Source organism: Leptospira harrisiae, assembly GCF_002811945.1.
Lineage (GTDB): Bacteria > Spirochaetota > Leptospiria > Leptospirales > Leptospiraceae > Leptospira_A > Leptospira_A harrisiae.
Window position 1 is genome coordinate 300972 of record NZ_NPDX01000001.1, and the last position, 12651, is coordinate 313622.

General features: G+C 38.2%; 12 protein-coding genes and 1 tRNA gene. 9 read left to right on the plus strand and 4 right to left on the minus strand.

Translation table 11 applies throughout. From position 1 onward, the window contains the following. The 3 genes from CH364_RS01440 to pheS are packed head-to-tail and all read left to right on the plus strand — an operon-like array spanning position 1 to position 3028. Complete coding sequence (locus CH364_RS01440; protein WP_100741852.1) at positions 1-615, plus strand: hypothetical protein; 615 nt, start codon at positions 1-3, stop codon at positions 613-615. Continuing rightward, positions 612-2006: a UDP-N-acetylmuramate--L-alanine ligase gene (locus CH364_RS01445; RefSeq protein WP_100741853.1), complete on the plus strand. Its 1395-nt coding sequence runs from the start codon at positions 612-614 to the stop codon at positions 2004-2006. The genes CH364_RS01440 and CH364_RS01445 overlap by 4 nt, the downstream gene beginning before the upstream one ends. Then, positions 2003-3028 (plus strand): phenylalanine--tRNA ligase subunit alpha, encoded by a 1026-nt coding sequence (gene pheS / locus CH364_RS01450; protein ID WP_100741854.1) that lies wholly within the window; start codon positions 2003-2005, stop codon positions 3026-3028. Before CH364_RS01445 ends, pheS begins: the two co-directional genes overlap by 4 nt. 60 nt (positions 3029-3088) lie before the next feature. Here the strand turns inward: pheS and CH364_RS01455 are convergent, their stop codons facing one another. The 4 genes from CH364_RS01455 to CH364_RS01470 are packed head-to-tail and all read right to left on the minus strand — an operon-like array spanning position 3089 to position 6833. After that, positions 3089-4618, minus strand: coding sequence for a thiolase family protein (locus CH364_RS01455; RefSeq protein ID WP_100741855.1), 1530 nt, complete (start codon positions 4616-4618; stop codon positions 3089-3091). 15 nt (positions 4619-4633) lie between these two features. After that, positions 4634-5428, minus strand: coding sequence for a hypothetical protein (locus tag CH364_RS01460; RefSeq protein WP_100741856.1), 795 nt, complete (start codon positions 5426-5428; stop codon positions 4634-4636). Further along, the gene (locus tag CH364_RS01465; RefSeq protein ID WP_100741857.1) at positions 5425-6552 is read right to left on the minus strand and encodes an LIC_10450 family protein; all 1128 of its coding nucleotides are present in this window, start codon (positions 6550-6552) and stop codon (positions 5425-5427) included. The genes CH364_RS01460 and CH364_RS01465 overlap by 4 nt, the downstream gene beginning before the upstream one ends. Further along, a complete protein-coding gene (locus CH364_RS01470) occupies positions 6549-6833 on the minus strand; it encodes a hypothetical protein (RefSeq protein WP_100741858.1) in 285 nt (94 codons plus the stop codon). Before CH364_RS01470 ends, CH364_RS01465 begins: the two co-directional genes overlap by 4 nt. Before the next feature lie 121 nt (positions 6834-6954). Here CH364_RS01470 and rpsT point away from each other — a divergent pair, with 121 nt between their 5' ends. From rpsT to CH364_RS01500, 6 genes are all read left to right on the plus strand, one after another. Next, positions 6955-7230 carry a 30S ribosomal protein S20 gene (gene rpsT, locus CH364_RS01475; protein WP_100741859.1) on the plus strand — a complete coding sequence of 92 codons (276 nt, stop codon included), beginning with the start codon at positions 6955-6957 and terminating at the stop codon, positions 7228-7230. A 103-nt stretch (positions 7231-7333) separates the two neighbouring features. Further along, positions 7334-7406: transfer RNA gene (locus CH364_RS01480), tRNA-Val, on the plus strand. A gap of 105 nt (positions 7407-7511) precedes the next feature. Further along, positions 7512-8888 (plus strand): phosphoglucosamine mutase, encoded by a 1377-nt coding sequence (gene glmM, locus CH364_RS01485; RefSeq protein ID WP_100741860.1) that lies wholly within the window; start codon positions 7512-7514, stop codon positions 8886-8888. Beyond that, positions 8873-10708: a glutamine--fructose-6-phosphate transaminase (isomerizing) gene (gene glmS / locus CH364_RS01490; RefSeq protein WP_100741861.1), complete on the plus strand. Its 1836-nt coding sequence runs from the start codon at positions 8873-8875 to the stop codon at positions 10706-10708. The genes glmM and glmS overlap by 16 nt, the downstream gene beginning before the upstream one ends. Before the next feature lie 3 nt (positions 10709-10711). Beyond that, a complete protein-coding gene (locus CH364_RS01495; protein ID WP_100741862.1) occupies positions 10712-11743 on the plus strand; it encodes a GlmU family protein in 1032 nt (343 codons plus the stop codon). A gap of 2 nt (positions 11744-11745) precedes the next feature. Further along, positions 11746-12651: an alpha/beta fold hydrolase gene (locus tag CH364_RS01500; RefSeq protein ID WP_100741863.1), complete on the plus strand. Its 906-nt coding sequence runs from the start codon at positions 11746-11748 to the stop codon at positions 12649-12651.

Genomic DNA, 12651 nt, shown 5'->3' on the forward strand with positions numbered 1-12651 from the left:
GTGCAAAAAGTTTCTACAGTCGCATCTCGGATGGAAATGATCCGAGATTTATTCTATTCTCCTATGTCCGCATTCGAATCCTATTATCATAAAACGGATTTGGGTGGTCGCGACTTGTGGTTGGCCCATCTCCAACTCATCCTTCTCGCACCTGCGGCCAAGTTTCTTGGAAATTTAATACAAATTCTTTTGTTCAAAGTATCCACTGTGGATGAAGAAACGAAATTAACGTACACACAAGGGATGTTCACTTTATTTTTCTTTTATTTAGGGTTCTATGTTTTGGTTAGGTTGGTCGATAGTTTTCGGATGTACCACCAGATGCGTGACCGAACAAAAGATTGGGATGGTCCAGAACCTCATGTGTTTATGATTTCTTATCTTCCCTTCAGTGCGACAGCTATCTTTTGGATTTTCCCTGCACCAATCCCCTTGCTTGCGTTAGGTGTTGGTTTTTTGTATTCCCTACATTTAGCGTATTATTATTTATCACACCGAAGAGAATGGACTTCTTTTGACTTTTTATTTTTCCTTATGAAAGTAGTTTTGTTTTTTTTGGTTCTTGTTTCGGTTCCTCTATTTATTTACAACCTGGTTAGGACGGTACTCTTTTGAAAATCTTTTTGGTAGGCATTGGTGGAATTGCTATGGGTAATTTGGCCTATATGCTAAAAAATCAAGGTCACGATGTATCAGGTTCTGACCAAAATCTTTACCCACCGATGTCTGATAAGTTGGTAGAATGGGGTTTGTCACCTAAATCTGGTTATCGTAAAGAAAATGTAAAGGGTGCAGATTTAGTCATCATTGGAAATGCCATCTCACGTGGGAATCCAGAAGTAGAAGAAGTTCTAAATACAGGAATGGAATACATGAGTATGGCCCAGGCCATCGGGACTTTTTTTCTGAAAAATAAAAAACCCATCGTGATCTCTGGAACGCACGGCAAAACAACAACTACCTTTTTAACTCATTGGATTTTAGAATCCATTGGATTAAAACCTGGTCTTTTTGTGGGTGGGATTCGGAAAGACGGTTTCCCAGGTTTTGCTCTTGGGGAAGGAGATTATTTTGTCATTGAAGGGGATGAATACGATTCTGCTTTCTTTGATAAAAGTTCTAAGTTTTTACATTATAGACCATACTATTTAGCAATGAACGCTTTGGATTTTGATCATGCGGATATTTTCGCTGATTTAAATGCTATCAAAACCATGTTCAAACGCCTGTTAAATTTGGTTCCTGGTCGTGGTAAGGTTTTTTATTGGAAAGGCTCTAGGAACCTTGTGGAAATCACAAAAGATTACAAACATGCTCCTGTAGAATCCTTTGATTTAGGGGATAAAAACTCCATTTTTAAATATGAAAAAGGTGTTTTATCTGAGATCCGAACCAAAACAAAATTAAAACCATCTTTGATTGGTTCACATAACTACCGCAATGTGGAAGTGGCCACTCGTATTTGTTTAGAAATTGCTCCTCAAAAAAGAAAAGAAATTTTAGAAGCTGTGGTTTCTTTCCCTGGTGTCAAACGAAGGCAAGAAAATCTATTTGTTTCTGATAAGAGTTTACTTGTAGAAGATTTTGCTCACCATCCAGTGGCCATCCAAGAAACGATACGAGCTCACAAAGAAGCTTATCCTGGATACAAAATCATTTCTCTTTTTGAACCAAGAAGTGCCACTTCACATAGAAATATTTTCCAAGATGACTTTGCCAAATGTTTTAAAGGAAGTGATGTCAGCATCATTACCGAAGTCTACCAAGTAGATAAGGTAAATAAATCCTTACGTTTGAATGTCAAAAAATTGGTAAAAGACATCTCAAAGAATACAAAAAAAGACGCTTTGTATGCGAAAGATCCCAAAGAAATTCCTGTCCTTCTAAAAAAGATTCTACCAAAATTCCAAAAAGAAAAAGTAATCATCCTTGCGATGTCAAATGGTGCCTTTGGTGGAATTTATCCTGAATTAAAATCATTAATCGAATTACGAGAATCTGTATGAGCCTATCCCAAGAAATCGAAGTTTTAGTCAAAGAAGCAGAATCTGTTTTATCTTCAGCCGCATCCGAACAAGATTTGGATTCTTTAAAAAACCAATTCATTGGTAAAAAAGGAAAACTCACTTCTGTTTTAAAAGGTCTTGCTGCTTTGTCCGTGGAAGAGAAAAAAACGGTGGGGAAACAAGCGAACGAAGCACAAAGCCGACTCGAAAGTTTTGTTGAAACCAAAAGAACTTCTTTAAAAGAAAGTTTTTATGAAAACAAGTTAGGCCAAGAATTTTTTGATAGTTTGCGACCACTGGCGCCCAAAGAAAGAGGAAGCCTTCATCCCATTTCTCAAATCCAATATGAAATCGAAGATATCTTTACTTCTATGGGTTTTTCTGTGATGGATGGGCCGGAAGTAGAAACCGATGAAAACAATTTTGGTGCTCTTAATTTTACCGAAGACCATCCAGCACGTGATATGCAAGATACGTTTTATACGGCCGATGGAAATTTACTCAGAACTCATACTTCCGCCATCCAAGTACGTGCCCTTCGCAAATTAAAACCTCCCTTTCGGATCATTGCTCCGGGTCGTGTGTTTCGCTATGAAGAAGTGGATGCCTCTCACGAAAATACGTTTTACCAAGTAGAAGGGATGGTTGTGGGTGAAAATATTTCAGTGGCTCATTTGATTTATACTATGGAAACACTTCTTTCTCGTGTGTTTCGTAAAGAAATCAAAACAAGGCTAAGACCAGGTTACTTTCCGTTTGTGGAACCAGGGTTTGAACTTGATATCAACTGTTTGGTTTGCGGTGGAGATGGTTGTAGTGTATGCAAACATTCTGGTTGGTTGGAATTACTTCCTTGTGGTCTTGTACATCCCAATGTTTTGGAAGCGGCAGGTCTTGATTCTAAAAAATGGACTGGGTTTGCTTTTGGTCTTGGCCTTGACCGTCTTGTGATGATGCGTTATGGAATCCATGACATCCGGTATTTCCAATCAGGAAATTTAAGGTTTCTTAAACAGTTTTAGTATTGTTAGGCGATTAAGAAACCAAAGGCCAAAGACTTACCATCCTTGGCCATTTTCATTTTAACCTAAAAGAACCGCTTGGATTTTTCCTTCGATTTCTTGGAATTCCACTTTTGAATTTCCAAGAGAGAGTCCTTCTTTGGAAACGATTTCTACTCCATCTTTTCCATAAAGGTTCGTAAGAACCATCTCTCCATTTTCTTTTGCCGAGCAGGCAATGAGGTATGGCGGTTTTTTTTCTCCACCTGGATTGAAATAAATGGTGCTTACAGTAAGGATGGTCGCTTTTTCTCCCACTTTCGGATTTGGGACATTGACCTCCAAAGGTTTTAAAGCCAAAGGTTCTCTTGTTTCTGATTTAGGTTTTTCTTTGGAAAATAAAACTACGGAATTGATGCTATCAATCCCTCCATTTCCTCCAAGCAAACTGACCCTAGGTGGTGTCTCTAGTGTTTTTGGAATGGGATCAACGGCAAGGCCATATTGGCTTGCTATGTCAATGAGACCTGTCGCTCCGGAAAGTGCCATGGCAGCTTGGTAGTTTAAAATTCCACCACCCAGGTTGATTGGAATTTCTTTTGCACCATTGGAGATTTTTCCCTTACGAAGTGTTGTCGCAGTTTCTTTCGGTGGTACGCCAAAATACAAACCTGCTTCATGGACAATCATTCCTGTAAAACAATCATAAATCCAAGCGTAATCGATATCAGAACGTTTGAATCCAGAAGAGGCCACAGCTCTTTCACAAGCAAGTGCTGCTGGACTTTTTAAGTCTTTTTTTTGTATGAAGTATTCCGCATGGGCACTGTGTCCGGAACCTGCTAAGTAAATATGTTCGGCATCTTTTTTGATGATTTTGTTTTCAACTAACTTCTGTTTCATAAATTCAGAAGTGATGAGAGTGGCAAATCCATGATCGGTGACAATGGCAATCATCGGTGTACTATAAACTCCAGAAAGGGGTTTTTTTAACTGTTTTTCAGTGAGTGGTTTTTGGAATTGGAAAGCTCGGGGATTGGATTCGGCAAGGGACCGAAAGTGTTTTGTGATTTCTTCTAAATCTTCACTGGTCACTCCAGTATCAAACATCATTCGTTCACATAACAAAGAATAAAGTCCAATGAGAGTTGCCCCATACGGCATCTCCCAATCTTTGTGGCAAACAGTGGCGGTCAGTCGTTTTAAGTCCGATACTTGTTTGAACACTGATTTTGGAATATCAGCTGCGGCCACAAGAACAACTGCATAAGGATTGGCTTTGACAATCGTATGAGCTTGGCCAATGGCACCACCCACACTTGCTCCACCCAAATCTACAGTATGGCAAGCAAGTCCACCAAATCCTAAATCGTTGGCATCTTTTACTGTAAATCCATACCCTTCGCGGCCAAGAGACTGGGCTTCAATGGAAACAAAATCAGTTAAGTAAGGTGCAATTTTAGAACGATCCGTTCCGAGAAAACCAAAGAGTTTATCCACAGAACGGAAGAGTAAGGAGTGGTATTTTTCTAAAGGAGAGAGATTTTTATAAATTTCCGAATCAAATTCAGATTCGATGGTGTCAGCGACACCGAGTAGAATTGGGTCCATGATGGCTCATTAGAATTAACCTTCCATATTCATCAACGCATTCATTCGAAAATCTTGTATGATTTGTTTGCAACGTTCAGTAATCAAAGTGAGGCTTTCACCGAATTTTTTTCCGTTAAAGGCATTAAACGCATTGGGATAATCCTTATCGTTAACTACCACAATCATATCGGGATTGATTCTGTTTTTACTTACCAAATCTTGTACAGAAACTGTGATATTTTTTAGAGCAATACATCCGTCTTTTAAAAGATTTTGGGATGCCTTTTCAATCACGATATTGTTTCCATTCGCATCTAATAAGGTTTTCATGAACTCTTGCATTTTCATGGAAGGTAGGCCACGTCTTGTCATTCCAATTCGTTCCACTTGTAAAACAGCATCTTGTAAATAGGAATATTCAGGGGTTCCTTTAAAGATATAGATAAGAACAGGAAGTTCTATTTCTGTAAAATCCAACATTGCGCCGTAAAAGTATCTTGTTTCTACTTTAGCGAGAGGATGGAAATCTACTTTTTTATAATTGGATAACTTCTCAATGGACTCGTCCATAATCCGGTTTAAAGTTTGGGCTTTTGCTGCTTCTTTTTTGGCTGCGATTTCTTGAAACTTTGATTTTAATTGTTCGAGGAAAGTCACTTCTTCTGTGAGAAACTTTGTGATGTTGCCACGGAGTTTGAGGACTTGTAAATATCTTTGTTCGAATCCTGTTTGGTCAAATGCCTTAGGATTTAGTTTTCCGTGTTCTTTGTATTCTGATCTGATTTTTTCTAATATTGCTTTTGTTTCTGCTTCCGACAGTTCTTTCATTTCGATTGTTTCCAGTTCTCAATATCAAGTATGGTTTTATCCAAATCTTGTGCAAAATAAAGGGATGCATTTTTTGCATCTACATACATCAACTGATTTGCATATTGTAATTGTTTGACCTGAATATCATTCTTCAGATTTAAAATATTCAACAATTGCAAACTAAGTTTTTTGAAATCTTTAACTATAGTATCGGAATGTCTTTGCATTTCAAACAGATGGAGTCTGTTTAATTTTTCTTTATCCGATTCAATAAATTTCATTTCTTCCCTTTTTTCTGCCGGTGCTTTTGAGATATAATACGTAATAGGACGAGGATACGATGTCATTTCTTTGTGAAGGTCGACCATTTTATCAATGGCTTCAAAGACTTGCGATTCCATTTCACGAGCAAAGTTTCCAACAATATTTTTATTTTCTGAAGGGTCTCCCGTTAACTCAAAGATCCTCGAAGATTGTAAGTTTCGTATGATAGCAGTGACTCTTTCTCGGTAGGTAGTTAATAATTTAATAAAATCTTCGATACTTTGAAATGCTGTTTTTTCATCAGAATCAACACCAACTTGTAAGTTTGGTTCTGCATTGTCGATAGTTTCTGGGTCTTTTGGACTCGGTGGTTCGGGAGTGTTGAGTAGTCCTTCGTGAGATAGCGGTGTTTCAGTGAGAGGAGGGGGTTCTTCCCCTTCAAAAATATCCAAATCCACATCCTCGTTCATGAGATTTTCTTCCCCAGTCGGATTCAAATTCTCTTTAGGAATTTCCACAGGTTTTTCAACTGTTTTCGGGCCAAGAACACCAACTAACTTTCCTAATATGGGATTGGATTTTAAGTCCTCGGAGATTTGGGTTGTTGGTTGAGAATATTGAGGAGTGATAGGAGTTGGATTTGGTTTCGGTTCTTCTGCAGTTTGATGAATTTGTGATTTGGGTACCACTTCAAAATGATTGCCAATGAGTTTTAAAATCTCAATTCTACGTGTTTCTTTGTTAAAACGTAGCGCATAACGATTGTTATCTTTGTCTATATACCTTTGTTGGATTTGAGAAATTGATAATTTGATAGGATCAATTTCTGAAATGGACTCAATTTTTATATAATGGTATTTTGATTTTTCAGGAGTCACAGTCGTAGAATTTCCAACAAAGCTTCTGTGAAAGCATACGAGAGTAATACGTTTGGGTCAACTTCCTTCTCCCTAGAAATTAAACTTAAAGTAAAAAAATCATATCTACTGAGTTCCATACGTTCGTAATGGCCTGTTTCTCGTTTTTCAAAGAGGCCGGGTTCCATTCCCTCTACTTTTAGAGATAAAATAGCCATTTTTATGACAAGGGCAAGGTCCAAATTCCTTTGTTTCAAAATCTCATAGAGTTCGGAATCAATCCAGAGTAGGATGGGAAACATGGTTTTCTCCTATAAAGAGAGGTTGGAAGGCCACAGTTTGGTTCTTATTTTTTTCTCTTTCGCCTTGACCGGCAGGGTGGTACTCAAAAGATAAGTAAAAATTCCTCGTAGGGGACATTCCTTGGCTAATTTAAAATCATCTAAAAAAGACATTCGCAGAACCGCTCGTAGAAAAGAGCGAAATGGTGAGGATCGCACTGAATTGCGAACTTATGCTCGCCTCCTTCTCAAAGCAATCAAAGCTGGAGACAAAACAGAAGCTCTTACTGTATTCTCTAAACTTGCATCCAAATTGGACAGAGCTGCAAAAACGAAATTAATTCATAAGAAAAATGCGGATCGTAAAAAATCACGTATGGCACTTCGTATCAACTCCATCGAAACAAAAGCCGCCTAACATTTGCTTTTAGCTAGAAGGAATGAGGCCACCAATGGTGGCCTTTTTTATTTCTAAATCTGATTTACAAATATCTCCACTCCGGTTCACTGGTCATTACAACGGGCGATTAGCTCAGCTGGGAGAGCAGCTGCCTTACAAGCAGCGGGTCGGCAGTTCAATCCTGTCATCGCCCAAACCGTTTTTCTTTTTATCTTCACGTTTATTCCACTTCTCTGACACATTCCAAAAAGCAAAAAGATAGACTTGCAGTGGGAATCCCCCAGCTTTGATAGTATTGTATGCGATTTACCAAAGAGTATGATCTGTCCTCACTTATGATTTCTATCTCCGGTGTCCGGGGAAAAATTGGACAAGGATTTGGTTTAGAGGAAGCTTTGGCATTCTCTAAATCTTTTGCTTCTATTATGAATGGTGGGACAGCGGTGATTGGGCGGGACTCAAGACCAAGTGGTCCTTATTTAGAGTCACTTCTCACCTCAGCATTGTTAGCATCCGGGAATTCTGTTTTAACACTGGGGCTTGTTCCCACTCCTACTACCAAAGCAGTTGTGAATCTTTCAAAAGCGAATGGTGGAATTATGATTTCCGCCTCACACAATCCAATGGATTGGAATGCATTTAAATTTATTTCAAAAAAAGGTTTTTTCTTTTCTGCAGAGGAAAACACGAAACTTCTATCCATCATTCAAAATGGATCTTATTCTAAAGAACAAATTTCGCCAAAAGGATATATCGATTCTGGTGAAGATTATATTGATCTACATTTGTCTTCCGTTTTGAAACGAGTGAATGTCGCTAAAATTAAAAAGAAAAAATTCACAGTTTTTGTGGATGCAGTTGGTGGTGCCGGTTCTTATGTAGTTCCTAAATTTTTGCAGATGTTAGGTTGCAAAGTTGTGGCTCACAATTGTAATCCTGATGGAACGTTTCCAAGGCCACCGGAACCTACTGCTGCTGCTTTAAAATCAGTAGAACCATATTTCAAAAAATCCAAAGCAGAGATTGGATTTGCATTGGATCCTGATGCCGATAGACTTGTTTTATTTTCACCTAAACGTGGTGCTGTTTCCGAAGAATACACATTGCCTTTAGCACTCATGAATGTTTTATCAATGGCTAAGAAAAAAGCCAAAGTCGTTGTGAATCTTTCTACCTCTTTTTTAAACGAAGAAGTAGGAACACGATTTGGTGCAGAAGTCATTCGTAGTAAAGTGGGCGAAGCCAATGTCGTGGAAGAAATGATTAAAACCAAAGCTGTGTTTGGTGGGGAAGGGAATGGTGGGGTGATTGATCCAACAATTCCATCATTTGGTCGGGACACTTTGTCCGGAATCGCACATATTTTAAATCTGATGGCTGAAACCGGAAAATCTGTGGATGCCCTCTTGGATGAATTACCTTCTCTTTTTATGGAAAAACAATCCTTTCCTTTGGCAAAGGGAATGTCTTTGGAAAGTCTTTATGAAAAATTCCAGTCAGAATTTTCTCCAAAGGTCATTTCCGAAAAGGACGGACTATGGATGTATGTATCGGATTCTTGGATTCACATACGTCCTTCCAATACAGAACCAATCTTTCGTGTCATTACTGAAACTAAATCCAAAGCTGATTTGGAAGCTACCTTAAAGAGGGTAAAACAATGTGTGGAATCGTAGGTTATTTAGGAAAAAGAGAGGCACTCCCTCTCATCATCAAAGGTCTCAAACGTCTGGAATATCGTGGATACGATAGTGCCGGTGTTGCTTTGTTAAATGGTGGACTTGAGATTGTTAAAAAGAAAGGCAAAGTTGCCGACCTAGAAAATGAAATCGGTAATCGTAAGTTAGTTGCTACTCTTGGAATTGGACACACCCGTTGGGCCACTCATGGGGAACCTAATGATCGTAATGCACACCCACATACAAGTTCTGATGGTAAATTGGCAATCATCCATAACGGGATCATCGAAAACTATGCATCCATCAAAAAAGAATTAGAAGGCAACGGACATATTTTTAAATCAGATACAGATTCTGAAGTTTTAATCCATTTAATCGAAGAAATCAAAAAACAAAACAATTGTTCCATTGAGGAAGCGGTTCGTCTGGCTCTGAATGAAGTTGTTGGAGCTTATGCCATTGTAATCTTATCGAAAGAAAATGAAAGAATGATGATTGCTGCAAGGAAAGGTTCTCCTCTTGTGATTGGAATTGGTGAAGAGGAATACTTTGTTGCTTCTGATGCAACACCTATCATTGAATATACGAACAATGTGACCTATCTCAATGATAGGGAAATGGCCATCATCAAAGACGGAAGTCTTGTTGTTAAAAATTTAGAAAACGTGACCAAAACTCCATTCATTCAAAAATTAGAATTGGATTTGGAGGACATAGAGAAAGGTGGGTATCCACACTTTATGTTGAAAGAAATTTTTGAACAACCTAAGTCTGTGCGTGATGCCATGCGAGGACGTCTCGTATCTCGGGAACACCATTTGTTCCTGAGTGGGATTGATCAATACTTAAATCGTTTTTTAAATGCAGATCGTTTGATCCTTGTGGGATGTGGAACTTCTTGGCATGCAGGACTCATCGGTGAATATTTATTTGAAGACCTAGCTCGGATTCCTACAGAAGTAGAATACGCATCTGAGTTTCGTTATCGTAATCCGATTGTGACAGAAAGAGATGTGATCATTGCTGTGTCCCAATCGGGAGAAACGGCGGACACACTTGCTGCCATTGAACTTGCAAAATCGAAAGGCGCACTTATCTTTGGAGTTTGTAATGTTGTGGGTTCTTCCATTGCACGTGCGTCTCATGCAGGCGCTTATCTACATGCTGGCCCTGAAATTGGTGTGGCATCTACAAAAGCTTTCACTTCGCAAGTTAGTATCTTAACGATGATGGCCTTGTATCTAGGATTAAAAAAAGGTTCTATTTCTTTGTCGGATTACCAAACTCTTCTTCTCGAATTGGATTCCATTCCGGATAAAGTGGCAAAGATTCTAACTAAAGATGAAGAAATTTTAAAAATTGCTGATAACTTTTATCGTGCGTCTAACTTCCTTTATTTGGGACGCGGTTTTAATTTCCCTGTAGCATTGGAAGGGGCACTGAAACTGAAAGAAATTTCTTATATTCATGCGGAAGGGTATCCTGCTGCGGAAATGAAACATGGGCCGATCGCACTCATTGATGAAGATATGCCTGTTGTGTTCATTGCTACGAAAGATGGATCGTATGAAAAAGTGATCTCCAATATCCAAGAAGTGAAAGCGAGAAAAGGAAAGGTAATTGCCATAGTAACAGAAGGGGATACTGATATAAAATCCATGGCAGATTTTACATTTGAAATTCCAAGGACAGCTGATGCACTTGTTCCTTTACTTGCTGTGATTCCATTACAACTTTTATCCTACCACATAGCAATCCTTAGGGGATGTAATGTGGATCAACCGAGAAACTTGGCGAAATCTGTAACTGTGGAGTAAACAGTGAATCTTTTACTTGACGATTCCAAAAGAAATCCGTCTCTTGAACCCTTATCTAGGTTTCATTCATTTTTTGAATGGAATCTTGGTGGTATCACTTTACTTGAAAAATTAGAACGAAAATATCCTGGGGCAAAGATTTTTTACAAAGGTCCCAACATAGAATTTGAAAAACTAATCTTTCATAGGTATCCACATGTTTTACCTGCCAACTTATCTACCTATGATTCAATTTATAGTTCTGATTCTTATTTGCCTTGGGAACTATTAGGAACTGTCACTTCTATCATTGAAGACACTCTCACTTTAGAAAAAGATTGGAAACGGTTTCGCCAAAAATACAAAGCAAAACAATCTGGATTTCATATTGTTGGAAAAGACAAACATCTTTATATCCATCCCGCTGCCGTAGTGTATCCAGGTGTAGTTTTTGATACAACCCATGGACCAATCCTCATTGAAGATGGAGTCAAAATTTCCTCGTTTAGTTTTTTAGAAGGCCCACTTTTTGTGGGAAAAAATACCCAAATCGACAATGCAAGGATCACTGGTGGATGCCTCATTGGAAACCAGTGTAGGGTTGGCGGGGAAGTCGAAAACTCGATTCTTCTGGATTACACCAACAAACACCATGAAGGTTTTCTCGGTCATAGTTTTGTTTCTACTTGGGTAAACTTAGGTGCGTTGTCTACAACCAGTGATTTAAAAAACAATTATGGAATTGTGAAGTTAAAGATTGCTGATATTATTGTGAACACAGGGACAATTAAGTTTGGTTCTCTCATTGGACCATTTACAAAACTTGCGATTGGAGTGATGTCCAACACGGGAACTGTATTTGATATAGCTAGTAATATAGTTGAATCAAGAATCCAAGGTTATGTCCCTCCATTCACTTGGATCAAACTGGGTGGGAGGTATCGATTAGAAGAGTTTCTTTTTGATACTAAAAAAATCATGGCTCGCCGTGGAATGAACCTATTCGAATTTGAAGAAGAGTATTTAAGAAAATTATACGGAAGTTTTGCGGAGTAAACATGACACCCAGTTTGTTATCACATATCAATTCTGGAAAAACTGTAGAAATTGATGACTTACGTTTTTTCTATTTAGATGAAGGGAAGGGGGATGAAATTATTCTTCTTTTGCCTGGATTTATGACAACCTCATATAACTATCGTAAATTGGTAGATTTGTTATCTACACATTACAGAGTAATCGCTCTAGATTTTTTGGGAACTGGTTTCAGCACAAGACCAGATGGACCTCTCTCTCATAGGCTCCAAGCTCATTATTTGGCACCATTTTTAGAAAAGGTGGTGGGAGATAAAAAGGTTCATGTTGTGGCATTTGATTATGCACTTCCAATCTTATGTTTTACATTTAAAGAACATGCAAATCAATATAAATCCTTATCCATTTTAGGTGGATTTATGAATTTGCCAAAGTTTCGATTTTATTTTCCTCTTCATTTTCTTCGTTTACCGTTAGTTGGAGAAGTTTTTTCTTTTTTATTTCGGCCCCCGCTGCTTCGGCTATTTTATAAGTTATTTCTCGTGAAAAAAACTCATCATCTTTCTTATGAATGGGAAAAAACCATGTATCATTTGTTATTCGAGGGGAAGGCGAGAAAAAATACTTTAGAGTTTGTTCGAAATGTGGATCGTTCTACACATGCACTTCGTGAAATTGAAGAAGGTGCTAAAAATTTTGTAGGTCTACGTCAAATTTATTTAGGAGAAGAAGATTTTCGTATTTCTCCAAACCAAACCGAATACATGAAAGAAACACTTCGTACCAGTAGCCTAGTTTTCCTTCCCGCAAAACACCTTCCAATGGAAGAATGTCCGGAAGTGGTTTTTGAAAAACTCCACTACTTTGTAGATTCCTTCTCGCATAAAAAAACAAAAACCTTTCATTTTAACAAACAGAATAAGGATTAA

Coding starts and splice junctions, on each gene's coding strand:
- CH364_RS01470 (WP_100741858.1), bottom strand. CDS start 6,833: ATGTTTCCCATCCTACTCTGGATTGATTCCGAACTCTATGAGATTTTG.
- CH364_RS01455 (WP_100741855.1), bottom strand. CDS start 4,618: ATGGACCCAATTCTACTCGGTGTCGCTGACACCATCGAATCTGAATTT.
- CH364_RS01500 (WP_100741863.1), top strand. CDS start 11,746: ATGACACCCAGTTTGTTATCACATATCAATTCTGGAAAAACTGTAGAA.
- glmS (WP_100741861.1), top strand. CDS start 8,873: ATGTGTGGAATCGTAGGTTATTTAGGAAAAAGAGAGGCACTCCCTCTC.
- pheS (WP_100741854.1), top strand. CDS start 2,003: ATGAGCCTATCCCAAGAAATCGAAGTTTTAGTCAAAGAAGCAGAATCT.
- CH364_RS01460 (WP_100741856.1), bottom strand. CDS start 5,428: ATGAAAGAACTGTCGGAAGCAGAAACAAAAGCAATATTAGAAAAAATC.
- glmM (WP_100741860.1), top strand. CDS start 7,512: ATGCGATTTACCAAAGAGTATGATCTGTCCTCACTTATGATTTCTATC.